This window comes from Mycobacterium sp. NGS54 (genome assembly GCF_059812465.1).
On record NZ_JCALCS010000012.1, the window covers coordinates 1 to 24,916 of the forward strand.

The 24,916-nt window shown below is 69.3% G+C and carries 29 protein-coding genes; 10 read left to right on the top strand and 19 right to left on the bottom strand.

Going from position 1 to position 24,916, the window contains the following annotated elements; translation table 11 throughout:
- Window positions 1-163 precede the first annotated feature (163 nt).
- Window positions 164-1,396, top strand: a complete 1,233-nt coding sequence (locus AC5Y5E_RS29810) for a condensation domain-containing protein (protein ID WP_499907533.1) — start codon at window positions 164-166, stop codon at window positions 1,394-1,396.
- 20 nt (window positions 1,397-1,416) lie between these two features.
- Window positions 1,417-2,175 carry an Rv3717 family N-acetylmuramoyl-L-alanine amidase gene (locus tag AC5Y5E_RS29815; protein ID WP_499907535.1) on the top strand — a complete coding sequence of 253 codons (759 nt, stop codon included), beginning with the start codon at window positions 1,417-1,419 and terminating at the stop codon, window positions 2,173-2,175.
- Window position 2,176: 1 nt separating this feature from the next.
- On the opposite strand, the gene AC5Y5E_RS29820 is transcribed toward AC5Y5E_RS29815, so the two are convergent.
- From AC5Y5E_RS29820 to AC5Y5E_RS29835, 4 genes are all read right to left on the bottom strand, one after another.
- Window positions 2,177-2,893, bottom strand: a complete 717-nt coding sequence (locus AC5Y5E_RS29820; RefSeq protein WP_499907538.1) for a cutinase family protein — start codon at window positions 2,891-2,893, stop codon at window positions 2,177-2,179.
- An 84-nt stretch (window positions 2,894-2,977) separates the two neighbouring features.
- Entirely contained in the window at window positions 2,978-3,862 is an 885-nt protein-coding gene (locus AC5Y5E_RS29825) for an alpha/beta fold hydrolase (protein ID WP_499907540.1), read from the bottom strand.
- Window positions 3,862-4,191 (bottom strand): DUF202 domain-containing protein, encoded by a 330-nt coding sequence (locus tag AC5Y5E_RS29830; protein ID WP_499907542.1) that lies wholly within the window; start codon window positions 4,189-4,191, stop codon window positions 3,862-3,864. Before AC5Y5E_RS29830 ends, AC5Y5E_RS29825 begins: the two co-directional genes overlap by 1 nt.
- Window positions 4,188-4,541 (bottom strand): YidH family protein, encoded by a 354-nt coding sequence (locus AC5Y5E_RS29835; RefSeq protein WP_499907544.1) that lies wholly within the window; start codon window positions 4,539-4,541, stop codon window positions 4,188-4,190. Before AC5Y5E_RS29835 ends, AC5Y5E_RS29830 begins: the two co-directional genes overlap by 4 nt.
- 59 nt (window positions 4,542-4,600) lie before the next feature.
- Here AC5Y5E_RS29835 and AC5Y5E_RS29840 point away from each other — a divergent pair, with 59 nt between their 5' ends.
- Window positions 4,601-5,308, top strand: coding sequence for a haloacid dehalogenase type II (locus AC5Y5E_RS29840; RefSeq protein WP_499907546.1), 708 nt, complete (start codon window positions 4,601-4,603; stop codon window positions 5,306-5,308).
- A 12-nt stretch (window positions 5,309-5,320) separates the two neighbouring features.
- On the opposite strand, the gene AC5Y5E_RS29845 is transcribed toward AC5Y5E_RS29840, so the two are convergent.
- The 4 genes from AC5Y5E_RS29845 to AC5Y5E_RS29860 form a co-directional block, all read right to left on the bottom strand.
- Window positions 5,321-5,860 (bottom strand): ester cyclase, encoded by a 540-nt coding sequence (locus AC5Y5E_RS29845; RefSeq protein ID WP_499907548.1) that lies wholly within the window; start codon window positions 5,858-5,860, stop codon window positions 5,321-5,323.
- 95 nt (window positions 5,861-5,955) lie between these two features.
- Entirely contained in the window at window positions 5,956-6,312 is a 357-nt protein-coding gene (locus AC5Y5E_RS29850) for a hypothetical protein (RefSeq protein ID WP_499907595.1), read from the bottom strand.
- A gap of 75 nt (window positions 6,313-6,387) precedes the next feature.
- Entirely contained in the window at window positions 6,388-7,683 is a 1,296-nt protein-coding gene (locus AC5Y5E_RS29855; RefSeq protein WP_499907550.1) for a cytochrome P450, read from the bottom strand.
- A 12-nt stretch (window positions 7,684-7,695) separates the two neighbouring features.
- Complete coding sequence (locus tag AC5Y5E_RS29860; RefSeq protein WP_499907552.1) at window positions 7,696-8,043, bottom strand: MmpS family transport accessory protein; 348 nt, start codon at window positions 8,041-8,043, stop codon at window positions 7,696-7,698.
- Between the two features lie 75 nt (window positions 8,044-8,118).
- Here AC5Y5E_RS29860 and AC5Y5E_RS29865 point away from each other — a divergent pair, with 75 nt between their 5' ends.
- Complete coding sequence (locus AC5Y5E_RS29865) at window positions 8,119-9,204, top strand: NAD(P)H-dependent amine dehydrogenase family protein (protein ID WP_499907554.1); 1,086 nt, start codon at window positions 8,119-8,121, stop codon at window positions 9,202-9,204.
- A 113-nt stretch (window positions 9,205-9,317) separates the two neighbouring features.
- A complete protein-coding gene (locus AC5Y5E_RS29870; protein WP_499907556.1) occupies window positions 9,318-11,105 on the top strand; it encodes a DUF7159 family protein in 1,788 nt (595 codons plus the stop codon).
- 1 nt (window position 11,106) lies between these two features.
- On the opposite strand, the gene AC5Y5E_RS29875 is transcribed toward AC5Y5E_RS29870, so the two are convergent.
- The 3 genes from AC5Y5E_RS29875 to AC5Y5E_RS29885 form a co-directional block, all read right to left on the bottom strand.
- Window positions 11,107-11,514, bottom strand: a complete 408-nt coding sequence (locus AC5Y5E_RS29875) for a hypothetical protein (RefSeq protein WP_499907558.1) — start codon at window positions 11,512-11,514, stop codon at window positions 11,107-11,109.
- Between the two features lie 72 nt (window positions 11,515-11,586).
- Entirely contained in the window at window positions 11,587-12,693 is a 1,107-nt protein-coding gene (locus AC5Y5E_RS29880) for a class I SAM-dependent methyltransferase (protein ID WP_499907560.1), read from the bottom strand.
- A 3-nt stretch (window positions 12,694-12,696) separates the two neighbouring features.
- Window positions 12,697-13,662 carry an SDR family oxidoreductase gene (locus AC5Y5E_RS29885; RefSeq protein WP_499907562.1) on the bottom strand — a complete coding sequence of 322 codons (966 nt, stop codon included), beginning with the start codon at window positions 13,660-13,662 and terminating at the stop codon, window positions 12,697-12,699.
- An 86-nt stretch (window positions 13,663-13,748) separates the two neighbouring features.
- On the opposite strand from AC5Y5E_RS29885, the gene lnt reads away from it, so the two are divergent.
- The 3 genes from lnt (at window position 13,749) to AC5Y5E_RS29900 (ending at window position 17,141) form a co-directional block, all read left to right on the top strand.
- The gene (gene lnt / locus AC5Y5E_RS29890; protein ID WP_499907597.1) at window positions 13,749-15,194 is read left to right on the top strand and encodes an apolipoprotein N-acyltransferase; all 1,446 of its coding nucleotides are present in this window, start codon (window positions 13,749-13,751) and stop codon (window positions 15,192-15,194) included.
- Window positions 15,191-15,910, top strand: coding sequence for an SHOCT domain-containing protein (locus AC5Y5E_RS29895; protein WP_499907564.1), 720 nt, complete (start codon window positions 15,191-15,193; stop codon window positions 15,908-15,910). The genes lnt and AC5Y5E_RS29895 overlap by 4 nt, the downstream gene beginning before the upstream one ends.
- Window positions 15,911-15,992: 82 nt before the next feature.
- Window positions 15,993-17,141 (top strand): PE family protein, encoded by a 1,149-nt coding sequence (locus AC5Y5E_RS29900; RefSeq protein ID WP_499907566.1) that lies wholly within the window; start codon window positions 15,993-15,995, stop codon window positions 17,139-17,141.
- On the opposite strand, the gene AC5Y5E_RS29905 is transcribed toward AC5Y5E_RS29900, so the two are convergent.
- The 8 genes from AC5Y5E_RS29905 to AC5Y5E_RS29940 all read right to left on the bottom strand — a co-directional run bounded on the left by AC5Y5E_RS29905 (window position 17,138) and on the right by AC5Y5E_RS29940 (window position 22,849).
- On the bottom strand, window positions 17,138-17,428 hold the full coding sequence (locus AC5Y5E_RS29905; RefSeq protein WP_499907568.1) for a hypothetical protein: 291 nt from the start codon (window positions 17,426-17,428) through the stop codon (window positions 17,138-17,140). The two genes, AC5Y5E_RS29900 and AC5Y5E_RS29905, sit on opposite strands and share 4 nt — an antisense overlap.
- 37 nt (window positions 17,429-17,465) lie before the next feature.
- Window positions 17,466-19,007, bottom strand: coding sequence for a multicopper oxidase family protein (locus AC5Y5E_RS29910; RefSeq protein WP_499907570.1), 1,542 nt, complete (start codon window positions 19,005-19,007; stop codon window positions 17,466-17,468).
- The gene (locus AC5Y5E_RS29915) at window positions 19,004-19,411 is read right to left on the bottom strand and encodes a hypothetical protein (protein WP_499907572.1); all 408 of its coding nucleotides are present in this window, start codon (window positions 19,409-19,411) and stop codon (window positions 19,004-19,006) included. The genes AC5Y5E_RS29910 and AC5Y5E_RS29915 overlap by 4 nt, the downstream gene beginning before the upstream one ends.
- Before the next feature lie 2 nt (window positions 19,412-19,413).
- On the bottom strand, window positions 19,414-19,782 hold the full coding sequence (locus tag AC5Y5E_RS29920) for a DoxX family protein (protein ID WP_499907574.1): 369 nt from the start codon (window positions 19,780-19,782) through the stop codon (window positions 19,414-19,416).
- A 108-nt stretch (window positions 19,783-19,890) separates the two neighbouring features.
- Window positions 19,891-20,364 (bottom strand): MarR family winged helix-turn-helix transcriptional regulator, encoded by a 474-nt coding sequence (locus AC5Y5E_RS29925; protein WP_499907576.1) that lies wholly within the window; start codon window positions 20,362-20,364, stop codon window positions 19,891-19,893.
- A 44-nt stretch (window positions 20,365-20,408) separates the two neighbouring features.
- Entirely contained in the window at window positions 20,409-21,047 is a 639-nt protein-coding gene (locus AC5Y5E_RS29930) for an NAD(P)-dependent oxidoreductase (protein ID WP_499907578.1), read from the bottom strand.
- Between the two features lie 93 nt (window positions 21,048-21,140).
- On the bottom strand, window positions 21,141-21,764 hold the full coding sequence (locus tag AC5Y5E_RS29935) for an MBL fold metallo-hydrolase (RefSeq protein WP_499907580.1): 624 nt from the start codon (window positions 21,762-21,764) through the stop codon (window positions 21,141-21,143).
- On the bottom strand, window positions 21,764-22,849 hold the full coding sequence (locus AC5Y5E_RS29940; RefSeq protein WP_499907582.1) for an S-(hydroxymethyl)mycothiol dehydrogenase: 1,086 nt from the start codon (window positions 22,847-22,849) through the stop codon (window positions 21,764-21,766). The genes AC5Y5E_RS29935 and AC5Y5E_RS29940 overlap by 1 nt, the downstream gene beginning before the upstream one ends.
- 133 nt (window positions 22,850-22,982) lie before the next feature.
- On the opposite strand from AC5Y5E_RS29940, the gene AC5Y5E_RS29945 reads away from it, so the two are divergent.
- Both AC5Y5E_RS29945 and AC5Y5E_RS29950 read left to right on the top strand, forming a co-directional pair.
- Window positions 22,983-24,002, top strand: a complete 1,020-nt coding sequence (locus AC5Y5E_RS29945; protein WP_499907599.1) for a class I SAM-dependent methyltransferase — start codon at window positions 22,983-22,985, stop codon at window positions 24,000-24,002.
- Window positions 24,002-24,826, top strand: coding sequence for a serine hydrolase domain-containing protein (locus AC5Y5E_RS29950; RefSeq protein ID WP_499907584.1), 825 nt, complete (start codon window positions 24,002-24,004; stop codon window positions 24,824-24,826). The genes AC5Y5E_RS29945 and AC5Y5E_RS29950 overlap by 1 nt, the downstream gene beginning before the upstream one ends.
- The last annotated feature ends 90 nt before the right edge of the window (window positions 24,827-24,916 follow it).

The window sequence follows — 24,916 nt, forward strand, 5'->3', positions numbered from 1 at the left end:
GGCCCTGCAATGCGATTCTGCGTCTGCTCGCGCAATGGGGTCGGGGTGCCGCCGCGGGCGGAATTTCGCGGAGCGCCTTGTGATTTCGCGCACCGGGATGAACCGAGCCTTCGGGCGATCCGTGTGCAGTTTGTCGCACTGCCCAATGACGTTTGGAGACTTGGTGATCAGAAGCGTTCGTCCCGTCGGCGCCGTAGAACGGCTTTTCTACCGCTACAGCGAGCGCAATCCCGCTCACTTCCTGCTGGTGGCGGAGTTCGGCGAAGTGCTGACCGCGGACCGGCTGAAACGCGCATTGGCCGCCGTTCAGCGGCGACATCCCTTGTTGTCGGCGCACGTTGAGGACCGCCCGGGCACCCGGCTGGGTTTTTATCGCGCGGCGACCGTCGCACCGATCGAGCTGACCATCCGCCGCGGCGTGGGGTGGTCGTGGCACGCCACCGCGGCCGACGAGCTCGGCCGGACGTTCGACCGTTCACGCGCGCCGCTGATGCGGGCGTCGTTGGTGCAGGGATCCGCGAGCAGCGCCCTGTTGCTGACGTTTGACCACACCATCGCCGACGGGATTTCCTCCGTGCTGGTTCTCGAGGACGTGATCGCCGCGCTCAACGGCGAGGCGTTGCCGAAATTGCCTGTGCAGCAATCCCAGGAGCACATCCTCGCCGGCACCCTGGGCGACGTTGATCCGTTCGATCCCGCCGAGCTGCCCGACGACCCGAGGATGCGAACGCCCAGTGCCATCCGCCCCTTCGATGGTGCCCTGACCAACGTGCACACGATGGCCATCGGGCCGCTGGAAACCGCGCGGCTGGTCGAGCGCTGCCGGGCGGAGCGCACCACGGTGCACGCGGCGATGGTGGTGGCGATGTGCCGCATGCGCGCCGCCTTGTGCGGCGAAGAGTTCGTGCGCGCGCTGAACCCCATCAACTTCCGGGCGTTGATCGGAGTCGAGCGGGATTGCGGGCTCTACATCCAGTGCACGTGGACGGGACTGTCACCGCTCGACGGGGCCGCCTTCTGGGAGCAGGCGCGCGCGACGACCGTCCACCTCGAGATCGCCCGGTCGGCGCGCGGGATCCGCACGGCCTCGGAGGTCGTTCAGCAGGCGGTGCCCGTCGACGCCGAAGTTCGCGACACCGAGGAATTCTTCACCCGGATGCACCCGTGGGAATTGCTCATCACCAATCTCGGCGTGCAAACTCTCGACGGCAACGGCCCCCTGCGGCCCACGGCCGTGTGGGGACCGGTGGTCCAAAGCCAGACCGACGGCGAGTACGTCACCGGGATCACCACCTACGACGGCACACTGAGGATGGTGACCTGTGGCTACAGCGTGCCGACCAGCTTCCTGAAGAGCGTCTGCGCTGCGTTGCTGGCCGCCGTCGACGAAACCTAGAAGTTGTTACCATCGCGCGGGTGAGCCAACGGCCCGTTACCCGGCGCGACGTCCTGAGGTATGCGGGCGTCGCTCCGGCGCTGCTCGGCGCCGCCTTGGCCGGCGCGCCCCGCGCGGGCGCCGGCATCGCCGGCATGGGTGTCTTCCTCGACCCGGGCCACAACGCCGTCAACGACGCCTCGATCAGCCAGCAGGTCCCGAACGGCCGCGGCGGCACCAAGGAGTGCCAGACGTCGGGCGCCGCCGCCGACGACGGCTACCCCGAGCACGCCTTCACCTGGGCCGTCGTCGGGCTGATCAGCGGTTCGCTCAACCAACTGGGCGTGCACACCCAACTGTCGCGCGACAACGACAGCTCCGTCGGCCCGTGCGTCGACGCACGCGCGGCGGCGGCCAACGCGATGCACCCCGACGCGATCGTCAGCATCCACGCCGACGGCGGACCGGCCTCGGGCTCGGGATTCCACGTGAACTACTCCAGCCCGCCGCTGAACGACGTTCAGGCCGGCCCGGCCGTTCTACTCGCGCGCACGATGCGGGATGCGCTGGTGCAGGCGGGCTTTCACCCGTCCACCTACGCCGGCTCGGACGGCCTGTACGGCCGCGCCGACCTGGCCGGGCTCAACCTGGCCCAGTACCCGGCCGTCCTCATCGAGCTGGGCAACATGAAGAACGCGGACGAGGCCGCGCGGATGCAGAGCCCCGACGGTCAGGCGAAGTACGCGGCCGCCGTCACGCAGGGGATCGTCGCGTTCCTGAACGCCAAGGGCCCGTCGTAGCTCAGGTGCCGAAGCCGCCAGGCGTCCTCGCGTCGCCGCCGAGATGGCTGGCCGCGAAGGCCGCGCCCTTGTCGATCATTCCCCCGTCGGAGGCGTAGGTGTCGTGCGCGGCGAAGTTCATGCCGTCCGAGCACACCGGGTCCTCGGGCGCGCACACCTTGATGGTCTTCGCCTGATACAGCGGGCCGATGGCGACGGGGGGCTCGTTGAGGAAGTTCATCGCGCGGACGTTGGGCATGCCGAAGAGCACCACCGAGGAGACGTGGTCGGCCACGGCGGGATCCATCGGCTTGGGCACGGTCGCCGGGTCGACTCCGTCCGGCACGGCGGACGAGGTAACGAAGCCCATGACGGCCGCACCCTGGGAGTAGCCGCCGAGCACCATCTTGGTGTTGGGGCAGGTCTTCGCCATGTCCTCGACGTGGAATCCGGCGTCCTTGATGCCGTCGAGGCCGGTGCCCCAGTCGTTGCTGGCGGGGTAGTTGACGGGATAGACGTCGAGCGATTTTCCGCCGATGCGCGAGCGCAGGTTGTCGACGAACGCCTGCCCGGTCGGGCCGACGCCGGGGTCCTCGCCCGTGCCCCGGGCAAAGACCACCTGGGCGTCCGGACATTGGGCGGAGGCGAGGGGGAGGGCAGGCCCGACGACGGCGGCGCTGACGCCCGACACCGCGGCTGCCGCGGAAACAGCGAGGCGAGTGATGTGACGTGCGATCATGCCAAAATATTTGCCAAAATGGGCAGCGCCCAAACCTGGGAATTTCCTTGAACTTTCATGAAATTTTGCTGGTACCGCAACCCGTCAGTCGGCGTCGAGGAATTGATTCACCGCCTGGACGAATTCCGTGGGGCGATCGCGCACGAGCCAGTGTCCACACGGCTCGAGGACCCGCACCTGTCCGTCCTGGACGAGTCGCGCGGCTTGAATCGAATCCGCCACCGGCACGAGCCGGTCGTTGCGCCCGGCCAGTATCAGCGTCCTGGCTGTGATCCGGGGCAGCCTGGACATCAGCGACAGGCCCTCCGGTCCGGCGCCGAACGCCCATCGCTGGGTGGCGGCGAACGCGTCGCCCGCGTGCGGGCGCTTGCCGCTGATGACGACCGCGTCGATCAAGTCGTCGGACAGCGCCGAGGCGTTCTGCATGCCGAGGCTGGCGCGCAGCTGCGCGCGAAGCAGCCTGCGGCCCAGGCTCACCGACAACCTGTTCATTCGGTTTCCCAGCCGTGGATGGTTGGCGACCCACTGGGCGGTGCGCATGAACTTGTACCGCTCGGTGATGCCACCGGGATTGATCGCGACGATGCGGCGCACCACATCCGGGTGCGTGATGGCCACTTCGAGGGTGATCCATCCGCCGAGCGACAGCCCCCCGAGATCGACTCGGTCGAAGCCGTAGGTGCGAATCAGGTCGGCGACCCAGTCGCCGTACCAAGGGATGGCAAACGTGGACTCCGGGAACTCGGTTTCGCCGTACCCGGGCAGGTCCGGAGCGATCACCCGCCGGCGCCGGCCGAGCTCCGGCAGCGCCGAACCGAACGACACCAGCGCCGAGTCGACGCCACCGCCGTGCAGCAGTACGAGTGGGGTGACGCCGTTGCGGGGGTCGACCTCGAACACCCGCGTGCGGATGCCCTGGACGATGATGTCGCGGTTCTCGACCCCGGAGGGTTTATGCGGGGGCTTCATCAGTAGACCAGCTGGGCGACCATCGTCACGACGATGAGCACCAGCACCGCCGCCCCGATGCCGTACACCTGCCGTCGCGCGGTGATCCGCGCCGGCAACGGGTTCCGCTGCAGCGCGTGCTGGCGTCGCACCGCGATCAGGTAGGTGCCCAACGCGACCGCGGCCGCCAGAAAGGCCGGGACCAACTGCCACGGCCCGACGGGACCGTGCAGGTTCCGGACCATCAGCAGGGCGCCGTTGGCCAGGAACGCGAAGGACGTTCGGGTCCAGGCCAGCACCGTCCGATCGGCCGGTTCGTTGGGCGGGGCTGTCGCCGTCGAGTCGCTCAACCCATGACCGCCTTGGCGATCACCAGCCCGATCGCGACCAGCCCCACCACGCTGAGCCCCACCGCGAGGTAGGCCGGGGTGGGATGGCGGGGCAGCGGATCGCCGTGGCGCATCGCGTGGTCGGCCTGCCGCCAGCGGATCAGCCCCATTCCGCTGGTGAGGGTCGCCAGCACGGCGAGCCCGATGCCCAGCGCGCGCCGCGCCCCGGGGACGGTCAGCTCCGGAACCAGCTGCACCAGGGCGACCGCCGCGGCGAGCAAGCCCAGCGCGGTGCGCTGCCAGGCCAGGAAGGTTCGCTCGTTGGCGAAGGTGAAGCGGTAGTCGGGCTCGCGCTCGTCAGGTTCGGCCACGGACTACCCCGCCTCGGCATGGAAGGTCAAGCGTTTCGACGCCGCAGATTTTAGCCTGCATGATGGGGCCTGTGGTCAAGGCGCTGCTGTTCGACGTGCAGGGGACGGCGACGGATTTCCATTCGACCGTGTGCGACGAGGCGGCGCGGATCAGCGCGGGGCGGCACCCGGGCGTCGACTGGCCCGACCTGGTGCGCCGTTGGCGCGCAGGCTACTTCGCGGCGCTGGACGGGGCGCAGGGGAGTGACTGGGTCTCCGTGCACTCGGTGTATCGGCGCGCGCTGGACGCCGTCCTGGCCGACGGCGGGTTAGCGGGCTTCTCGGACGCCGAGCGCGAGGACCTCACCCTGGCCTGGCAGCGGCTGAGGCCGTGGCCGGACGTGGTGCCCGGGCTGACCCGGTTGAAGCGCGCCTACACGCTGGCCACCCTGTCGAACGCCGACGTGTCAGCGGTGGTCAACATCTCCAAGCGAGCCGGCCTGCCGTGGGATGCGATCTTCGCCGCCGAGATGGCCGGGGTGTTCAAGCCCGACCCCGCGATCTACCGCATGGCCGCGACCTACCTCGGCCTGCAGCCCGCCGAGATCATGATGGTGGCCAGCCACAAGTACGACATCCGCGCGGCGGCCCGGCTGGGGTTCGCGACGGCCTTCGTCGCGCGTCCGCTGGAGTTCGGGGCCGGCGGCGACGTCGATGTGGCCTACTCCGACGAGTTCGACGTCAACGCGGCCGACTTCCTGGACCTGGCCTCAAAACTCGGCTGCTAGCGGCGCGCCGGCTTACGCGGAAGTCAGTGCCGGGTCCGGCTTTTCCGACGACATCGACAGGAAACCGCGCACGCAGCGCGCGGCCAGCAACCAGTTCGCCGGCTTCTTCATGTCCAGCCCGCCCAGCAGCTGCTTGATCATGGTCAGGGTGTCGAAGTAAATGCGTTCGCAGACAAGCGTTTCGGTGTCGTCGAACACGAAGTAGGCGTTCATGCGGACCCGGAACCGGCTGCCGGTGGGCGGGACCTTGCCGAGATATCCGCGATGGGTCCCCATCAACCAGAACTCGACGATCACCGCGTCGGCGCTGTGCCGCAGCGCGATGATCTCGTGGTCCTGATCGGGGAACGCGGTCCTGGTGTAGACGTAATAGCCGCGCACCGCCGCGTCGCCGTCATGGACGATCATCTGCGGGATCAGCTCGTAGCGCGGATGCGGGAACGTCGCCAACACGTCGTCCCAGGCCTGGCGGACCTCGTCGTGAAAGTGGTCGAGCACGAGCTTCTCGCGGGCTGCGAGCACGTCGGGAGCGGGAAACGCGGGAATGGTCACGCTGCTCACGATAAACCCGCGAGCAGACGCAGAATCGCACTCCACGACGCGGAATTGTGCGATTCTGCGTCTGCTCGCGAGAGAAAGGCGAGGGGCTACCAGCGCACCAGCGAGAAGGGGTAGGTGTTCACCCCGCCAGGCGAGCCGCCGCAACCGGTACCGAACGTCGACTCCACCTGGCCCTGCAACGTCACCGCATCCCACGAGTACACGTCATGCGAGGGAAGGAACTGCACCACGCAGCGCACGCCGTCGGGGACGTCGACGGCCAACGTGTAGCGGCCGTCGGACAGAAAAGCATTCCCGTCGTAGGGCACCGCCTGCCCGTTGGGTTGCGGAACCGCCGAAACGTGAACGCATCCCGCTTGGCCGTCCACGCACTGCCGGACCGACCACATCCAGATGTGGCCGGGGTCCCGGTTGGTGTCCACCTTGTAGTTGCCGAGCGTCATGCCCGCGTGGGCGCTCGGCGCCAGCGCCAACGCGGCGACGGCGAACACGACGCTTACCGTGAGTCTCTGCACCGTTCAGCTCCTTGGCGTCCACGCGACCGGCAACCTCTTGATGCCGTGGATGAATTGCGACAGCAGCATCGAGGGTTCTTCGACCGCGACGATGTCGGGGATCTCGCGGCGCAATTCGTCGAACGCGACCCTGATCTCGCGGCGGGCCAGGTTGGCGCCCAGGCAGAAATGGGCGCCGCCGCCGCCGAAACCGAGGTGCGGGTTGGGGTCGCGCGCCACGTCGAACATCCACGGGTTGGCGAACTTTGACTCGTCGCGGTTGGCGGAGTTGTACCACAGCGCGGCCTTGTCGCCGGCCCTCATCGTCACGCCGCTCAGCTCGACGTCGCGGGTCACGGTGCGCCGCATGTAGACCACCGGGGAGGCCCACCGCACGATCTCCTCGACCGCGGTGGCCGCCAGGCCGTCGTAGTCGGCCCACCACTTGTCCCGTTCGTCGGGGTAGCGCGACAGCGCCAGCACCCCGTGGCTGATCGCGTTGCGCGTCGTCTCGTTGCCCGCGACCACCAGCAGGATGAAGAACGACGCGATCTCCTGCGACGTGAGCCGCTCGCCGTCGACCTCGGCCTCCACCAGGCTCGTGGTCAGGTCGTCGTGATGGTTGACGCGGCGATCCTCGGCCAGCGCGGTGGCGTAGGCGCCGATGTCCATCGAAACCTGGGTGAATTCCTCGAAATCGGTCGACAGGTCGGGGTCGCCGAACCCGAGAATGACGTTGGTCCAATGGAATACGCGCTGATGGTCCTCCTCGGGGATGCCCATCATGTCGCAGATGATCTGCAACGGCAGGGGACCGGCGAGCTCGCTGACCAGATCGGCCTCGCCGTTGGGATGATTGGCGATCAGCCCCGCCACCAGTCGGTGCGCCCGCTCGCGCACCGACGCCTCGATGCGCGCCACCACCTTCGGGGTGAACGCCCGGCTGACGATCGAGCGCAGTCGCTGGTGTCGCGGGTCGTCCGTCACGATCATTGAGCCGAAATACTCGGCGAGCTCCGGCATCTGGTCGCCGATCGTGATGCCGCCCGCGGAGCTGAAGACGTCCGGATGACGGCTGGCGTAGTGCACGTCGTCGTGCTTGGTCAGCGCCCAATACCCGTTGCCGGCCTCGAACCCCTCGTACTCGACGGCGGGCCAAAACGAGAGCGGCGCCTCGCGGCGCAGGGTCGCGAAGGCGCCGTCGCGGTAGTCGTCGTCGAACCCCCAGAACTCGAGCGACTCGAGATGAATGTCGGCCAGCGGAATCTCGGGCGGCGGTGCCCCATTCGCGCGAGTCGCGATACCTGTCCTAAGTGACACGGCCGGCCGCTATCAGTGCGTACACACGGTTCGGGCCGGCATCCCCGTCGTCGCCGTCGCGTCGCTGACCACGTTGCCGTCGAGCTTGATCTTGCACGAGATGGGGCCCGGCCCCTGGGCGCTGAGCGCGAACACCTCGCCGCCGAATCCGGTGAACTGGGTCGACCAGGGCAGTTTGACGTTCACCGCGTGCTGCTGGCCGTTGTCGGATTGGTAGGAGATGTATTCGGCGACGGCCGGGCCGCTCACCTCGTAGATGACCCTGGGGTTCTCGGGGATCGCGCTCGCTGCGCCGCACCCGTTTGCGAGCCCGATGCCGATCGCCAACAGGACCGACGGCCCGCGCAGATGACTGGTCATGGTTTCACATCGTGTCACCACGAACAGCGCCTGGTCTATAGGGTGAACCGGGGGCTGATGCTCAGGAAGGTGTGTATGTCGGGACACGACCCAAAGCGCGTGGTGGTCTGGGGCACCGGATTCGTCGGCAGCATGGTGATCGCCGAGATCGTCAAGCATCCACTGTTCGAGTTGGTGGGCGTCGGCGTCAGCAATCCCAACAAGATCGGCCGCGACGTCGGCGACATCTGCGGGCTGCCCGAACCGATCGGCATCATCGCCACCGACGACGTCGACGCGCTGATCGCGCTGCGGCCCGACGCGCTGGTGCACTACGGCCCGACGGCGATGCACGCCGACGCCAACATCGCGCTGATCACCCGGTTTCTGCGGGCCGGCATCGACGTCTGTTCGACCGCCATGACGCCGTGGGTGTGGCCGACCATGCACCTCAACCCGCCCAACTGGATCGAGCCCATCACCGAGGCGTGTGAGCTGGGCGGATCGTCGTGCTTCACCACCGGCATCGACCCGGGTTTCGCCAACGACCTGTTCCCCATGACCCTGATGGGCGTCTGCTCGGAGGTGCGCCGCGTGCGCGCGTCGGAGCTGCTGGACTACACCAACTACGAGGGCGACTACGAGGTCGAGATGGGCATCGGCCGCGAGCCCGAATACAGCCCGATGCTGGAAAACTCCAGCGTGCTGATCTTCGCGTGGGGCGCCACCGTGCCGATGATCGCGCACGCGGCGGGCATCATGCTCGACGAGATCACCACCACCTGGGACAAGTGGGTGACACCCACCGAGCGCACCACGGCCAAGGGCGTCATCAAGCCCGGGCACGTCGCGGCCGTCCGGTTCACCATCAACGGGATCTACAAGGGCGAGACGCGCATCCAGCTCGAGCACGTCAACCGGATCGGCAACGACGCCGCGCCCGACTGGCCGTCGGGCCACGACAACGACGTCTACCGGGTCGACATCGAGGGGACGCCGAGCATCTTCCAGGAGACCGCGTTCCGGTTCACCGACGGCTCGGGCCGCGACCCGGCCACGGCCGGGTGCCTGGCCACCGGCATGCGGGCGCTCAACGCCGTGCCGGCGGTCAACGACCTGCGCCCGGGCTGGGTCACCCCGCTCGACCTCCCGCTGATCGCGGGCGCGGGCTCGATTCGCTGAGGGCACAGCGACGGCTGTGTCGTTGTACAGCTCACGCATAGCATGCGCTGAGACTGGCTATAGCTTGTGACGGCACGATGGGGGTGCTGCTGAACGTGGGGATTGGTGGATAGATGGTCGATACAGCTAGGCCCGCGCTGGGCCTGTCGATTGGGTCCACCAACCTGGCTGCCGTGACCGCGGACCAGGCGATCATCCGCAAGCCGGTCCTCACGCTGTATCGCCAACGCCCGCCCGAGGTCGGCGTGCCCTCGGAAAACCCCAGGCTCGACGAGCCCGGCCTGATCATCACCGGCTTCGTGGACCGGATCGGGGACCCGGTGGGAATCGTGGCCGCCGACGGGTCCGTGCACCGCAGCGACGCGTTGATCGCCGACGCGATGCGCTCGCTGGCCTACGCCGCGACCGGCGGGCGCCCGCTGCCCGAAAGCATCGCGGTGACCTATCCATCCCATTGGCCCGAAAAGACGGTGGAGACCACGGGTGCCGCGCTGAGTCGAGTGGTCGAATGGTCGGATCCCGGGCGACCGCTGGTGCTGGTGCCCGATGCCGCGGCGACGCTGTTCGCCGTGCGGGCGGATCCGGGCATACCGACGCGCGGCACCGTGGCCGTGTGCGATTTCGGCGGCAGCGGCACCAGCATCACGCTGATGGACGCCGCCGGCGATTACCAGGCCCTGGCCCCGACCGTGCGGCATCGCGACTTCTCCGGCGACATGATCGACCAGGCGTTGCTGACCGCCGTCATGGCCAATATGGCGAACACGGGGTCATTCGACCCGTCCGGCACCTCGGCCATCGGCGCGCTGGGCCGGCTGCGGGCCGGGTGCCGCGTCGCCAAGGAGCAACTGTCGTCGAAGACGGTGACCACCCTGCCCGACAGCGCCGTCCGACTCACCAGGATCGAACTCGAGGAGGCGATCCGCGGAGCGCTGACAAATTTCGTGGCGGCGCTGGACGAGACCTTGCGACGCAACAAGATTCGCGACCTCGTCGCGGTGGTCTCGGTGGGCGGCGGGGCGAACATCCCGGCGGTCACCACGACGCTGTCGGGACATTTCCGCGTCCCGGTCATCACGACACCGCGCCCCCAACTGGCCGCGGCCACCGGGGCCGCCCTGCGGGCCGCGCAGCCCCCAGGGCACAACATCGCGACCGCGCTGAGCCCGGCCGCGCCGGCAACGGCGACCGCGATGGCGCCGCTGGCGCCGCCGCCTCCCCGGGTCTGGCCGACTCACGGCGCCGGCGGGACCGCGACGGCCCAGGCGCCCGCGCCGGTGATGATGCCCGCGGTGGCCTGGTCGCAGGCCACCGGCCAGTCGCCGGTCCCGCCCGCCGGAGCCGGCGGCACGTCGGCACGTCCGGCGCTGAAGTTCGAGGAGGCCGAGGGGCCACCCGCGGAACGCAAGAACTCGATCATTCCCTGGCGCCGACTGCCGCTGGTGGCGGTCATCGGCGCATTGATCGCGATCGCGCTGGTGGGCACCGCACTCGCGATCGGGCTGGGCTCCGGCGACAAGCCGGCGACGACGCCTGGCGGCAAAACGACTCCGGCGGCCCCGGCGCCGCCGGCGACCCAGTCGCCGCCCCCGCCTTCGGGCGTCGACACCAACCCGCCCGCGGCGCCCCCGGCCGCGACGAACGCACCGCCGCCCGCCCAAGAACCCACCGAGGCACCGGCTCCGCCGGCCGCCCCGCCCGCGGCGGCCCCACCGCCCGAGCCAGCGGCGCCCCCGCCCGCCCCGGAAGCACCTGCTGCGCCGCCGGTTCCGCCGATCCCGCAAATCCCGCAAATCCCCGCGATCCCGCCGATCCCGCGGATCCCCGGGATCAACGCGCCGATCCCCGGGTTCCCGGAAATCCCGACGCTACTCGGCGAACTCGCCTCGCACGGTCGCTGAATCAGCTTCCGGTTGGACGCTTTTCGCCCTTGTTCTCCTGGGCCGCGGCCTTCTTCAGCTCCTCGTTGAGGGCCTTGTCCTTTTCGACTTGTTCCTGGTAGGCCTCGGGGTCCCTGCCTTCGTCGTCCTGCTGGTCCGACGGGGCGCCCTCGGGCGACTCGGATTTCGGGTTGCCGTCCTCGTCCAGCCAATCGTTGACCGCGGTGCCCGTCACCATCGCGGCGGAACCCGGCAGCACCAGGGTGGGGCGGTCCTCGTAGGCCGTCATCATCTCGGCGGCCTTTTCCTTGTGCTCCTCGTTCGGCTCCGGCTTCTCGGTTTGCTGCCGGTTGCCTTCGTTGCCCGACTCCTGGTCGGTGGCCCGCTGGTCTTCTTCCTGGCCAGTCTCTTTGTCGTCCTGCACGCTCATGCACGTACCCCCTTGGAGTCGCAGCGACTATCCCCGGGGGTTACCCGCTGCGGCGGCGTGCCGAAACTCTCGTCACTGCGATCGGCCGCGCTTGACCAGCACCACCGTGGCGATCGGAATCCGCATGGCCTGCGGCGCGCTTGACAGACGTCCAGCAACGGCGTGCTCCAGGTGCTCGACGAACGCGACCGCGCGCGGGTCGGCGGAGCCGCCGTTCAGCCCGCCCACCAGGGCCGGGAAGAGCGCGGCCCGCGCGAAGGCCGCCCATTGCGCGCCGAAAGCGTTTGCGTCGTCGTCAATTTGGAGGCGGGCCCAGAATCGGTCCTCGGCGTTGAACATCTCGAGGTGCTCGATGGTCAGGCCCTCGAACCGCCCGCTCGGCGCGAACGGGGCGCGAAAGTCCTTCTCGCTGCGGGCGAATGTGGGGATGGCCATGCGGCGCCGCTCGTCCTCGTCGAGCAGGCCGTCGCGCGCCTGATCGGCCAGCGCGGCGACGATCGCGTCGAGCAGCGGCCGGAAGCCGGACGTGCCGTCGTCGTCGACGCCCGATGTCATCACCACCAGCCGCCCCTCGGGAACCAACTCGCGGCCCCGGAACGCGACGAAGTCGTTCCAGTCGACCGCGGCCTGATTCGCGTAGGCGGCGCGGGCCGCGTCGTCACTGCTGTAGCCCACGTGCACGTGATCGTGCAGCTCGCAGGGGATTCGGCTCACCCACTGGGTCGCCCACGACGTCCAGCCGAGGTTGACCGTGTTCGACGGCAGGATCTGGCCGTAGAAGGACCGCCCGATCGCCGAGGCGAAACTCGTTGTGTCCGTGTGCAAGTAGCTGTCCGGGTCGTCGGACAGGGTCCGAAACAGCGCGGTGAAGTCGTTGTCCGGCACGTCGGTGTGCGCCACCAGGATCGCGTGGTCGTGGCGGGTGCGCCGGCGCAGCGTCGCGATGCCGGCCGACATCGGCTTGAGCGAAGTGTGCCCGTTGGCGGCGCCGTAGTCGGCGATGACGATCGGCTGGGGCGCCGCGGGGATCGGCACCTGCTCGGCGGCGCGTTCGAACAGCGCGATGCCCTGGGCCAGGCCGGCGGCCTGCAGCCGGGATGACTGGGTGTAGGTCGCGCTGTCCGTCGGCTCTGGCCGGACCACGATGCTCGACTCGGGCATTCGCCGTTCCGGCCGCATGCATCAACGATAGTCAGTTCGGCCCGGGAAGCTGACTCCGGTGAGCTGCTCGGACAGCTCCCACAGGCGCCGGCAGTCGTCCTCGTTGCGGGCGAGCTTGGGCACCCGGGCCAGAGCCACCCCGCCGCCGGCCAGCTCCTGGAACCCGCGGGGCCCGTAGAACGCGCCGCCCTCGGCGTGCGGCGCGGCGGCCGCGTACAGCGCCGGCAGGATCCCCGCGTCGATCTCCTGCCACAAGAACGGCGTGAAACGCCAGGACGCCTTGTACAGCCGCTCCATCAGCGCGGGCCGTTCGCGGCCGTGCGAGGGCCCGGCGATCTGCAGGTTGGTCTTCGTCAGGCCGGGGTGCGCGGCGTTGGACACGATGCCCCAGCCGCCCGCGCGGCTGCGCCGGTCCAGCTCGAGCGCGAACATCAGCACCGCCAGCTTCGACTGCCCGTAGGCCGACATGGCGGCGTAGGACTTCTCGAACTGCGGGTCGTCGAAGTGGATCTTGCCGCTCTGGCGGGCCGCGAGGCTGCTCAGCGAGACGACGCGGGCGCCCTTGGCGGCACGCAACAGCGGCAGCACGTGCCCGGTCAGCGCGAAATGCCCGAGATGGTTGCTGCCGAACTGCAATTCGAAGCCGTCGGCGGTGGTGTCGCGCTCGGGCGGCGTCATGACGCCGGCGTTGTTGATCAGGATGTCGATGGGGCGGCCCTCGGCGTTGAGCTGTTCGCCCAGGGCGGCGACGGAGGCCAGCGACGACAGGTCGAGCGCCTTGATGGTCAGCTTGGCGTCGGGAACCGCGGCGCGGATTTCCTCGATCGCCTTTTCCCCCTTGGCGCGGTTGCGGATCGCCATCACGACGTCGGCGCCGGCCGCCGACAGGCGCCGGGCCAGCCCGAAGCCCAGGCCGCTGTTGGCCCCGGTGACGATTGCCAGCCTGCCCGACAGGTCGGGAACCGTGGCGACGAGATCGTTGGCCATGCGTATCACTCCTTTCGTAACAGCCCCGTCCTAGTCTGCTCTTTGTGTCGCGGTCAGCGAACCCCTGCGGCAATCTGGTCGCCGCGTTGGTGCTCGGAGCGCTACCCGCGCTCGCCTTCCCCGCGCCGACGTGGTGGTGGCTGGCCTGGGTCGGCCTGGTTCCGCTGCTGTTGCTGGTGCGGGCGGCGCCGTCGGGATGGGCGGCGGCGGTGCGGGCCTGGTGCGGTGTCGCCGGGTTCGTGCTGGCCACCCAGTACTGGCTGGTGACCAGCGTCGGCCCGCTGCTAGTGCTGTTGGCCATCGGGGTGGGTGCGCTGTGGCTGCCGTGGGGGTGGCTGGCGCATCGGTTGTTGTCCGCGCCCGTCGGCTTTCGGCGAACGTTGGCGGCCGTGGTGGTGCTCCCGAGCGCGTGGGTGCTGGCCGAAGTCGTGCGGTCCTGGCCGCCGCTGGGCGGTTCGTGGGCGTCGCTCGGCGCGTCGCAGGCCGCGCAGCCCGTGACGCTGGCGTCGGCGTCGCTGGGCGGGGTGTGGCTGACGAGTTTCCTTGTGGCGGCGTGCAATACGGCCGTGGTGGGCGTGCTGGTGCACCGCGGTTTGGGCCGTGCGCTGGCGCTGGGCTGCGCGGCGGCGTGCGTCTCGCTCGGCCCTTTGTGGTATCTGCTGGGCCCCGCGCCGGCCGGCGGTGCGACCGTGCGCGTGGCGCTGGTGCAGCCCGGCGACATCGCCGACTCCGGCTCTCGCGAGGCGGCGAGCGAGGCGCTCACCGCGAGCCTCGCCGGCGCGCGGCTCGATCTGGTCGTCTGGGGTGAAAGCAGCGTGGGATCCGATCTCGGCGGCCATCCGGGGGTGTTGGCCCGGCTCGCCGACCTGTCCCGGCGGGTGGGCGCCGACCTGTTGGTCAACGTCGACGCGCCCGCGCCGGGCGGTGGGATCTACAAGTCGGCCGTACTGGTCGGGGAGCGCGGAGTGTTGGGCAGCTACCGCAAGACCCGGCTGGTGCCGTTCGGCGAATACGTCCCGCTGCGACCGCTTTTCGGCTGGATCACCCGGCACAGCCGGGCCGCCGCCGAGGACCGGCAGCGCGGGAGCGGCCCCGTGGTGCTGCGCGCCGGCGACCTGCCGATCGGGCCGCTCGTCAGCTACGAGACCCTGTTCTCCGACTTGGCCCGGCGGGAGGCGCGGCTGGGCGCCGGGCTGCTGGTGTATCAGAGTTCCACGTCGTCGTTCCAGGGGAGCTGGGCGCAGCCGCAGCTGGCAGCCCAACCCGCGGTGCGCGCCGTCGAGGCGGGCCGGCCGGCGGTGCACGTCGGGTTGTCGGGCGATAGCTCGGCCTTCGACGCGCGAGGCCACCGCCTGGCCTGGTGCCCGTCGGGATTCCGGGGTGTGACCGTCGTCGCGGTGCCGTTGGGGTCGACGGTCACGCCGTACCAACGGCTCGGTGACTGGGTGCCGGTGCTGGCGTTGGTGATCCTCGTCGGCTTCGCGGTTTTTCGCTCGCATCGCTTGCCCCGCGGTGCCACACTGCGTGGATGACCAGCAGACGGCTCGCGAAGGCCTCGCTGTCCGCCGCCGTCGCGCTGATGGTCGTGTCGGTGGGCGGCTTCATCGTCGCGCTGGTGCTCAACGCGTTCTTTCTGGACAAGTACAACGCCTACGGCGAGGTGCCGATCCCGGGATCGAAAAGCCTGTACCTGCCCGCCGGCGAGGTCACCGTCAGCCTGCACACCGTCGTCGTGGGCAGTCCCAACGGCGGCCTGCCGGTACCGCCGCTCGGGGTCACGATCGCGCCGCCCGAGGGGGTGGCGCAGCCGGCGGTCAGCGAAAACATCGGCAGCACAACGACGGTCAACAACGACGCGCACGTGCGGGTGTGGGTGGCCCAGATTCCCGTCGCCGGCACCTACAACATCACGACCGACGGCCAGGTCAACGGATACATCAACCCGCGACTGGCCTTCGGCCACAAGAGTTCCTACGGCTTTCTGGTGTGGTTGTTCGTCGGCCTGTTCGTGGTGGGACTGGTCGATTCGATTCTGTCGGGCATGTGGCTGTCCCGCACCCGGCGCAAGGCGGTGGTGGCGGCCAACCCGTTCTACCAACCGCCGGCGCCCGTGTCCGTGCCGATAGAACCCGGCGACGAGGGGGTCCGCCTCGAGCGGCTCAAAACGCTGGCCGCGCTGCGGGATTCCGGGGCGTTGACCCCGGCGGAGTTCGAGGCCGAAAAGCGCCGGATCCTCGACGGGCACTGATGGGCCCGAACCCTAGGATGTGCGGCCCAACCGCGATACGATCCGCCCTAAGAGTTTGGCCGTGGGGTTGGGGAGGTGGCTCGTGTCAGATGTGACCGCGACGCCGCAGATTATGGCGGCCGCGGCCGGGGATTTGGCCTCGGTGGGGGCGACGATCCACGCGGCCAACTCGACCGCAGCAGCCGGGACCGCGGGAGTGGAAGCTCCGGGCGGCGACGCGGTGTCGGCGTTCGTATCGGCGCTGTTTTCCGCGCACTCGAAGGCCTACCAGGCCGCCGGCGCCCAAGCGGCTTATTACCACGACCAGTTTGTGCAGGCCCTGCGCGCGAGCGCGGGAACGTATGCCGGAACCGAGGCCCTCAACGCGTCGCCGCTGCAGAAGGTGCAGGAATTCATCGGCGCGGCCAGCCAGAGTCCCGCCGGCCATCTGATCGGCAACACCGCCCACGGGGCGATCGATGCCGCGCAACACGGCGGAACCGGCGGCCCGGTGGTCGGCGGCGGCACCACCGCGCCCGTCGGCGGAACCCACGCGGGCGGCGGGGCCGGCGCATCCGCCGGAAACGGTCAGTCGGCGGCGGCCGGTGGCCCAGCGGCCGGCACTGCCGGGGGCAGCGGCGCCGTCACCGGTGATGGCGGCGGGCCCAGTGGTGGCGGTGGCGGTGGATCATCAGCCGCGGTCGCTGACCCGGGTGGCGTCGGCGTCGTGAGCGCCGGCGGAGCCAGTGCCGCGGCGGTCGCCCCGGCCGCTTGGGCACCGGCGGGGCCGGCCGCGCCATTCGTGCCGGGCGTCGCGGCGGCGCCGGCGGCGCCCGCCGCCATGGCCCCCGCCTACCCGGTTTCGCCGATGTTCGCCGGGCTGGGCGCGGAGGGCGTCGGTGGCCACGCCGCGGCCGTCGGTGGCCTGGGCGAACCGGTGGCACCGGCGGCCTCCGCCGCGGCGCCGCCGCCGGCCGCCCCGGCCATACCGACGGCACCCAAGGCGCTACATCAGGGCGGCCCGTCGCACCCGGGCGACCACCCGAGCGACTCGGACCGCGACAAACCGGCAATGCCCATTCCCATACCGCCGCTTCGGCTACCGAGGCTGCGGGGGTTGCGCGGAAAGCTGCGATTGGGGCTTCGGGACAGGGAAGAGTGGCGCAACGAACTTCGCGAGGCCGCGATCAGCAAGCCGTGGGGGCGCGAGGAGCTTCTGGGCGCCCTCGGCCTTCGCCCGCCCGGGAACTAATGACTCGCTGAACCGCCGGGCAATGCGGTGGCCCGCAGCAGTCCGCGTAGCCGTGGCGCGTCGGCGCTGTACGCGTAGGCGCCGAGCCAGGCGGTGAGCTTGGCCGTGAGCTCGGAAGGCATCGACGCCCGCCGCTGTGCCATGGTTTGCAGCGCCGTGTCGATCGCGGCGTAGCACTCGCCTGAACCGATCGCGGCGTAAAACCGATTGCGGTCGCGGTCGGTGAGTAGAGGGCTGACCGCATCAGCCAGTTCCCACGCCAGGTCGCATTCGGCCCTATCGTCCACGCCCTCAATCTTCGTCGGCCCGAGCCGTTTCGGCGACTCAGAGCGTGACGAAGTCGGCCATCATGGCCATGTCCTCGTGCTCGAGGTTGTGGCAATGGACAAGGTACGTTCCGCGGTAGTCGGTGAATTGGACGGCGATCTCCACCGCCCCGGACGGCGCGACATCGACGGTGTCCTTCCATCCGCGGTCGTAGCGGCCGGGAGCCCTGTTGTTGCGCGAAAGCACCTGAAAGTGGTTGAGATGTACATGGATCGGGTGCCGGATGTCTGTGATGAAGCGCCAGATTTCGACATCACCCAGGCGCGGCGTGGCCAGCGGAACCCCCGGCTTGTACGGCTTGTTGTTGATGGTCCAGATGCCGGCGCGGCCCTGTCCGAACAGGAAGGTGCGGGTGGCCACGGCGCGGCCGGGCTCCAGCGAGGCGTAACTTTCGCTGAGTTTCTCGGGAATCGCCGTTTCGTCCGATCGGTCGGTGCCGACGATGTCGAAGCGCATGATCTCCGAGGCGGACTGTGTCCCAAGCGCATTGGTGAGCCGCACCCGGGTTCCCGCCGGGTAGCGGGAGAAGTCGACGACGAGGTCGAACCGTTCGGCCGGGGCGAGGTCGACCGCGTCGTGGTTGATGGGTGCGGCCAGCAGGCCGCCGTCGCTTCCTATTTGGGTGAACGCGGACCCGCCCGGCGGCGGCGGGTCGAGCTGCAGCCGGTACCGGCGCGCGTTGGAGGCGTTGAGCACCCGGAATCGGTACCGTGCGGGGTCGGTTTCGAGCACCGGCCAGGGCGCCCCGTTGACCAAGACGACGTCGCCGAGCACACCGTTCATGTAGGGGAGGGCGACGTCGCCGTCCTGTGTGGTCGGGTACTGGAACGAGCCGTCGGCGCCAAACGAGCGGTCGGTGATCATCAGCGGTATGTCGCGGTGCCCTTTCGGTAGTGGCAGCGCGTCCTCTTCGTCGTCGCGCACGATGTGGAAACCGGCGAGCCCGCGCCAGACGGCCTGGCCGGTGTAGCCCATGCGGTGATCGTGATACCAGAGGGTGGCCGCGCGTTGCTGCATCGGGTAGACGTATTCACGCTGCCCGACAACGGAATCGCGCGACATGTTGTGCATGCCCGGGTGGCCGGCCGCGGCGTGCGCCGCGTGCGGCTCGATGAGGTCGAGCGGGTACCCGTCGCTGTCCGGCGGGGTGTGACCGCCATGCAGGTGCACCGCGACCGGAACGGGCAGCGCATTGTGATGGCGGATCGCGGTCCGTCGACCCGACCGCGACTCGATTGTGGGTCCGGGAAACGTGCCGCCGTACGTCCACGCTTGCGTGGTCAGTCCGGGCAGTATCGCCAAGTCGGCGACCCGCTGGGTGATGGTGTAATAGTCCGTCGCGCCATCGGTTTCGTCGGGGGCGAGCCGAGCCGGTATGGGCAGCGGCGCCTGAAAACGTGGCGGCAGCGGCGCGCCGCTCGCCAGCAGCGCGCCCGGCTCGGCGGGCCCCAGCGCTGATTGCGCGGCCGGCAACGCGGCGCCCACGACGCCCACACCCGTGGTGAGCAGGCCCGCGCGCAGCACGGCGCGGCGGTTCATCGCGTCGCCCCGAGGTCTGCGACGCCATGCCGCGCCGGCAGGGGCATACGCCAGATCATCGTCACCAGTTGGACGATCCCGGCGACCAACAGCACACCGAGCGGGATGTGCAGGGCGGTGAGGCGCAGTTCGCCGGTCGCGAACTCGGCGACGAGCAGCAGGGTCTGCACGACGCCGGCGAAGAAGGGGCCCCGCCGGCGGGTGCTGCGCCAGACCCACGCCAGGATCAGGATCTGCACCGCCGAGGTGACGGTGATCGCTCGGGCGCCGAGCGCGTGCAGCCGCAGCGCGTCGTATTGGCCGCCGAGGAAGTTGCCGGCCAAAATTGCCTGCGTGAGCGCCCAGGCGACCATCAACGCGGTGCTGAACCGCGCCAGCAGCAATGGTGCACGCGCGGCCAACATGTTCACAACACCCCCGGGTGCGCGGCGATCGCGGCCGTCAGGGCGGCGCAGTTGAGCGCGAGCAGGAACGCGCCGAACATCATCTGGCCGGTGATGTCGTGGGCAAGCACGTGGGTGTAGACCGCGCAGACGAAGAAGATGACCAGTCCCGCCGCCGCCGCGATGCCGATGGCCGGAACCCACAGGCCGACAACGAGTCCCACGGTGCCCAGCGTCTTCAACGTGCCGATGGGAAACCTCAACCACGAGACCGGCACGCCCGCGCTTGCCATCCCCGGAAGAATCGGCGCGAAGTGAACCAGCGCCGCGACGCCGGAGAATCCATCGAAGGCGATCGCGGTGAGCGTTACGACGAGATATGTGGTGTGCACGTCGCTCTCCTATCGGAGCAATTAGTCACGAATGATGATCATCATCATATTTGACAATAATGCGCGACGCCAGACCCCTTGAGGTCCGAGTGGTGGGGCGCCCGATGATCAGGCCAAGTGCGGGTGGATTCCCGGGATGAGCCCCGCCCCGGCGGCGACCCGCTGCAAAAGTCCCCGCAGCGTGGCCCGCTCCTTGGCGGACAGCGGCGCAGCGATCTCGTCTTCGAGCTCACGGCCCTGGTCGTCCAGGGCTGGCAGCAGGCGGCGGGCCTTGGCGGTGAGCGTCACGGCCACCGCCCGTCTGTCGTCGGGATGGGTCAACCGTTTGGCCAGCCCGCGTTGCTCGAGGCCGTCGATGACCATGACCATGGCATTGCGGTGAATGCCGAGGCGCTCGGAAAGCTCGCGCTGCGACTGCCCGTCGGAACTGGCCAACGCCACCAGCACCGCATACGTGCGCGGGTCGGCGCCGATCGGCGCCAGCCGGCGCTGGAAATCGCTGCTGACATGGGCACCCAGCTGCGAGAGCAGAAATGGGATCCGTTCGTCGAGTTCGGTGATGCCGGAGCCCTGTTCAGTCATTGGCCAAGGCTAACATCGGCCAGGATTGTCACGGGTCAGGATAATCAATACGCCACGCCGAGCGGCTGCCGGATCGTCCGTGCCGATCCCAGAGCGTCGAGCATGGCGTGCGCAACGTCCGCCCTCGAGATGGCCGAGCCGCGGGCCACGTTGGCGCCCACCACCGTGCGGTAATTGCCGGTGAGGGGTTGGTCCACGAGCCGGGGCGGACGCACGACGGTCCAGTCGATTTCGCTGTGCTGCAGGAGGGATTCCATCTCGGCGAGGTCGGCATAGACGTTTCCCAGGACGGTTTTCAGCACAGGGAGCAACACCCAGCGCGTCGTCAGGCGCTCGCCCTCGGCCGTCGGGCCCACTGGCAGCGCGCTGACGGCGACGAATCGCTTTGTCGAGCAAGCGTTCATCGCCGCCAGGATCGCGCGGGTGCTGCTGCTCACGACGGGGCCGTCTTTTCGTCCACGCGGGCCGAGGGCCGACAGCACGGCGTCGCTGCCGCGGATCGCGGGGATGAGGGTACCCGGATCGTCCAGCGCGGTGACGGTGACGACGTCTAGCGCTGGAACTGTCACGCCGAGCCGGCCGGCATCCCGTACGACGGCGGTCACGCCGTAACCGCGTCCCAGCCCTTGCTTTACGACCTCGCGGCCGACGCCGCCCGTCGCCCCGAACACCGTGATCTTCATGCTTCGTCTCCTCGTTGCCGACACAAGATTATCACTAACAGTGACAATATGCGAGTATGACGAAATTGACTGGTTTGATGTAAGACGCTGGACCTAGTGGCCGCGGGCCACCCACTCCTCGTAGTGCACGATCTCGTCGCCGATGGTGGTGCTATCGCCGTGACCGGTGTGCACCACGGTGTCACCGGGCAGCGTGCCGAGGCGCTCGGAGATGGACTGCAGGATCGTCGGGAAATCGGAGTACGAGCGGCCGGTCGCGCCGGGACCGCCGGAGAACAGGGTGTCGCCGCTGAACACGACGCCCAGGTCGTGCGAATACCAACACACGGATCCGGGGGAGTGGCCCGGGGTGTGCAGCGCCTGCAGCTCCGTCCCTCCCACACTCAGCGTCAGGCCGTCGGAAATGGAGCGGAAGTCTTTGTCCGGGTGCGTCATTCGCCACAGCACCTCGTCGGCCGGATGTAGCAGCACCGGCGCGTCGAGCGTCTCGCCGAGTTCCGGCGCGACCGTCACGTGGTCGTTGTGGCCGTGCGTGCACACCACCGCGACGACGTGGCGGCCACCCACGGCCTCGACGATCGGCGCCGCGTCGTGCGCGGCATCGAACACCACGACATTGGAATTGTCGCCGATCAGCCAGATGTTGTTGTCGACTTCCCAACTGCCGCCGTCCAATTCAAACGTGCCGTGGGTCACCACCCGATCGATGCTCACCATCAGAGCACCACCACCGAACGCAACACCTTGCCACCGTGCATCTTGTGGAACGCCTCCTCGACGCCGTCGAGCCCGATGCGCTCGGAGACGAACTTGTCCAGCGGCAGCCGGCCCTGCAGGTACAGGTCGATCAGGGTGGGGAAGTCGCGCTCGGGCAGGCAGTCGCCGTACCACGACGACTTCAGCGACCCGCCGTGGCTGAAGAAGTCCACCAGCGGCATGTCCAGGCGCATGTCCGGCGTCGGAACACCAACCAGCACAACGGTTCCCGCGAGATCGCGGGCGTAGAAGGCCTGCTGCCAGGTTTCGGGCCGGCCCACCGCGTCGATCGCCACGTTGACGCCGAAGCCGTCGGTGAGGTCCTGGATGGTCTTCACCACGTCGAATTCGCGGGCGTTGATCGTGTGGGTGGCGCCGAACTTGCGGGCCAGGTCCAGTTTCGTGTTGTCGGTGTCGACGGCGATGATCCGCCGGGCCCCGACCAGCGCGGCCCCCGCGATGGCGGCGTCGCCCACACCGCCGCAACCGATCACGGCGACGGTGTCGTCACGCGTCACCGCCCCGGTGTTGATGGCGGCGCCGATCCCGGCCATCACGCCGCAGCCCAGCAGGCCGGCGACGGCGGGGTCGGCCTGCGGGTCGACCTTGGTGCACTGGCCGGAATGCACCAGCGTCTTGTCGGCGAACGCCCCGATGCCCAGCGCCGGCGTCAGTTCCGTGCCGTCGGTCAGCGTCATCTTCTGTTCGGCGTTGAACGTGTCGAAGCAATACTGCGGCCGGCCGCGCTTGCAGGCCCGGCACTGCCCGCACACGGCGCGCCAGTTCAGGATCACGAAGTCGCCCGGCTCGACGGCCGTCACGCCCGGCCCGACCGCTTCGACGCGGCCGGCGGCCTCGTGGCCGAGCAGGAACGGATACTCGTCGTTGATGCCGCCCTCGCGATAGGTCAGGTCCGTGTGGCAGACCCCGCAGGCGATGACGTCGACCACCGCCTCGCCGGGTCCGGGGTCGGGCACGACGATGTCGACCAGCTCGACGGGTTCGCCCTTCTTGCGTGAAATGACTCCGCGCACTGTCTGACTCATGGCACCAACCTACTGACGGGGGTAATGCCTCGCGCAGTTGGCCGTCCGCCCAGTGAAAAGAGCCGGTGTAGCGTCGCTGGATGTGACAGCACCAGAGAAGATCTCCGAAACCACAGAGGAATTCGCCGGGCGAATGGTCGCCGCCATCGACGGCGCGAGCCTGACCCTCCTGCTGAGCATCGGGCACCAGACCGGCCTGCTGGACACGCTCGCCGGGATGGCGCCGGCCACCAGCGCGCAGATCGCGGAGGCCGCCGGCCTCAACGAACGCTATGTGCGGGAGTGGCTGGCCGGCATGGTCACCGGGCACGTTGTCGAGTACGACCCGGCCACCGCCACCTACACGTTGCCCGCGCACCGGGCGGCCGCGCTCACGCGTGCCGCCGGCCCGCACAACCTTGCCCTGGTAGCCCTGTTCATCCCGCACCTCGGCGAGGTGGAGCAGAAGATCGTCGACTGCTTCCGCGCGGGCGGCGGGCTGGCGTACAGCGAGTTCCCGCGCTTCCACGCGCTGATGGCCGAGCAGAGCGCCGCGGTGTTCGACATCGCGCTCGTCGACGTCGTGCTGCCGTTGGTCGACGGCCTGCCCGAACGCCTGCGCGCAGGGGCCGACGTGGCCGACTTCGGCTGCGGCAGCGGACACGCGATCAACGTGATGGCGCAGGCGTTCCCGGCGAGCCGGTTCACCGGCATCGACTTCTCGAACGAGGCGATCGCGACCGGCGTCGCCGAGGCGGCCCGCCTCGGCCTGACGAATGCGACCTTCGAGGCGCACAATCTGACCGACCTGGACAAGCAAGACGCCTACGACGTCATCACCACGTTCGACGCCATCCACGATCAGGCGCAGCCGGCGCGGGTGCTGGAGAACATCTACCGGGCGCTGCGGCCCGGCGGGGTTTTCCTGATGGCCGACATCAAGGCGTCGAGCCGGCTCGAGGAGAACATCGACGTCCCGATGAGCACCTACCTGTACACCGTCTCGCTGATGCACTGCATGACGGTGTCGCTGGCGCTGGACGGCGTCGGGCTGGGCACCGCCTGGGGGACGCAGCTGGCCACCTCGATGCTCGCCGACGCCGGGTTCGACGACGTCCGGGTGACCGAGGTCGAGGGCGATCCGATCAACAACTACTACATCGCCAGGAAGTGATGTCGGCCCTCGAGCGCATCGCCGACTGGCCGGTGGCGGCCGCGGCCGCCGCGGTCGTCGGGCCCGCCGGGGTGCTGGCCAGCTACGGCGACGCCGGGCGGGTCTTCGAGCTGGCCTCGGTGACCAAGCCGCTGGTGGCCCGGGCCGCGCAGATCGCCGTCGAGGAGGGGGTCGTCGAGCTGGACACCCCGGCCGGCCCGCCCGGCTCCACGGTCCGGCACCTGCTGGCGCACGCGTCGGGCCTGGCGATGCACAACGATCGGGTGCTGGCCAAGCCGGGCACCCGCCGGATGTATTCAAATCAGGGCTTCACCGTGCTGGCCCAGACCCTGGAGGCGGAGTCGGGGATCGAATTCGGCCGCTACCTCGCCGAGGCGGTATGCGAACCGCTCGGCATGGCGACGACCCGGCTGAACGGCGGCGCCGCGGCCGCCGGGTTCGGCGCGACGTCCACGGTCGCCGACCTGGCGGCCTTCGCTCGTGAGCTGCTGCGCCCGGCCACGGTGTCGGCGGAACTGCACGCCGAGGCCACGACGGTGCAATTTCCCGGCCTGGACGGCGTGTTGCCCGGTTACGGGGTGCAGCGGCCCAACGACTGGGGCCTGGGCTTCGAGATCCGCGACGCCAAATCGCCGCACTGGACGGGGTCGCGCAACTCGGCGCGCACGTACGGACATTTCGGCCAGTCAGGCGGGTTTATCTGGGCGGATCCGGAGGCGGACCTGGCGCTGGTGGTGCTCACGGACCGCGATTTCGGCGACTGGGCGTTAAAGCCGTGGCCTGCGCTTTCAGACGCAGTGATATTTGACCACTCCGCACACTAGCGCAACAGGGGCATCAGAGGGCACAATAGACACGCAGGACACAAAAATTTACATGCATCCCGCTTGCACGGGTCCACCAGGTCGTTGGGG

Coding starts and splice junctions, on each gene's coding strand:
- AC5Y5E_RS29880 (WP_499907560.1), bottom strand. CDS start 12,693: ATGCGGCCGGAACGGCGAATGCCCGAGTCGAGCATCGTGGTCCGGCCA.
- AC5Y5E_RS29875 (WP_499907558.1), bottom strand. CDS start 11,514: ATGAGCGTGCAGGACGACAAAGAGACTGGCCAGGAAGAAGACCAGCGG.
- AC5Y5E_RS29935 (WP_499907580.1), bottom strand. CDS start 21,764: ATGGTGAGCATCGATCGGGTGGTGACCCACGGCACGTTTGAATTGGAC.
- AC5Y5E_RS29910 (WP_499907570.1), bottom strand. CDS start 19,007: ATGAACCGCCGCGCCGTGCTGCGCGCGGGCCTGCTCACCACGGGTGTG.
- AC5Y5E_RS29925 (WP_499907576.1), bottom strand. CDS start 20,364: ATGACTGAACAGGGCTCCGGCATCACCGAACTCGACGAACGGATCCCA.
- AC5Y5E_RS29885 (WP_499907562.1), bottom strand. CDS start 13,662: ATGGCCAACGATCTCGTCGCCACGGTTCCCGACCTGTCGGGCAGGCTG.
- AC5Y5E_RS29840 (WP_499907546.1), top strand. CDS start 4,601: ATGATGGGGCCTGTGGTCAAGGCGCTGCTGTTCGACGTGCAGGGGACG.
- AC5Y5E_RS29825 (WP_499907540.1), bottom strand. CDS start 3,862: ATGAAGCCCCCGCATAAACCCTCCGGGGTCGAGAACCGCGACATCATC.
- AC5Y5E_RS29930 (WP_499907578.1), bottom strand. CDS start 21,047: ATGAAGATCACGGTGTTCGGGGCGACGGGCGGCGTCGGCCGCGAGGTC.
- AC5Y5E_RS29850 (WP_499907595.1), bottom strand. CDS start 6,312: ATGACGCTCGGCAACTACAAGGTGGACACCAACCGGGACCCCGGCCAC.
- AC5Y5E_RS29950 (WP_499907584.1), top strand. CDS start 24,002: ATGTCGGCCCTCGAGCGCATCGCCGACTGGCCGGTGGCGGCCGCGGCC.
- AC5Y5E_RS29860 (WP_499907552.1), bottom strand. CDS start 8,043: ATGACCAGTCATCTGCGCGGGCCGTCGGTCCTGTTGGCGATCGGCATC.
- AC5Y5E_RS29915 (WP_499907572.1), bottom strand. CDS start 19,411: ATGTTGGCCGCGCGTGCACCATTGCTGCTGGCGCGGTTCAGCACCGCG.
- AC5Y5E_RS29895 (WP_499907564.1), top strand. CDS start 15,191: ATGACCAGCAGACGGCTCGCGAAGGCCTCGCTGTCCGCCGCCGTCGCG.
- AC5Y5E_RS29945 (WP_499907599.1), top strand. CDS start 22,983: ATGGTCGCCGCCATCGACGGCGCGAGCCTGACCCTCCTGCTGAGCATC.
- AC5Y5E_RS29865 (WP_499907554.1), top strand. CDS start 8,119: ATGTCGGGACACGACCCAAAGCGCGTGGTGGTCTGGGGCACCGGATTC.
- AC5Y5E_RS29820 (WP_499907538.1), bottom strand. CDS start 2,893: ATGATCGCACGTCACATCACTCGCCTCGCTGTTTCCGCGGCAGCCGCG.
- AC5Y5E_RS29940 (WP_499907582.1), bottom strand. CDS start 22,849: ATGAGTCAGACAGTGCGCGGAGTCATTTCACGCAAGAAGGGCGAACCC.
- AC5Y5E_RS29870 (WP_499907556.1), top strand. CDS start 9,318: ATGGTCGATACAGCTAGGCCCGCGCTGGGCCTGTCGATTGGGTCCACC.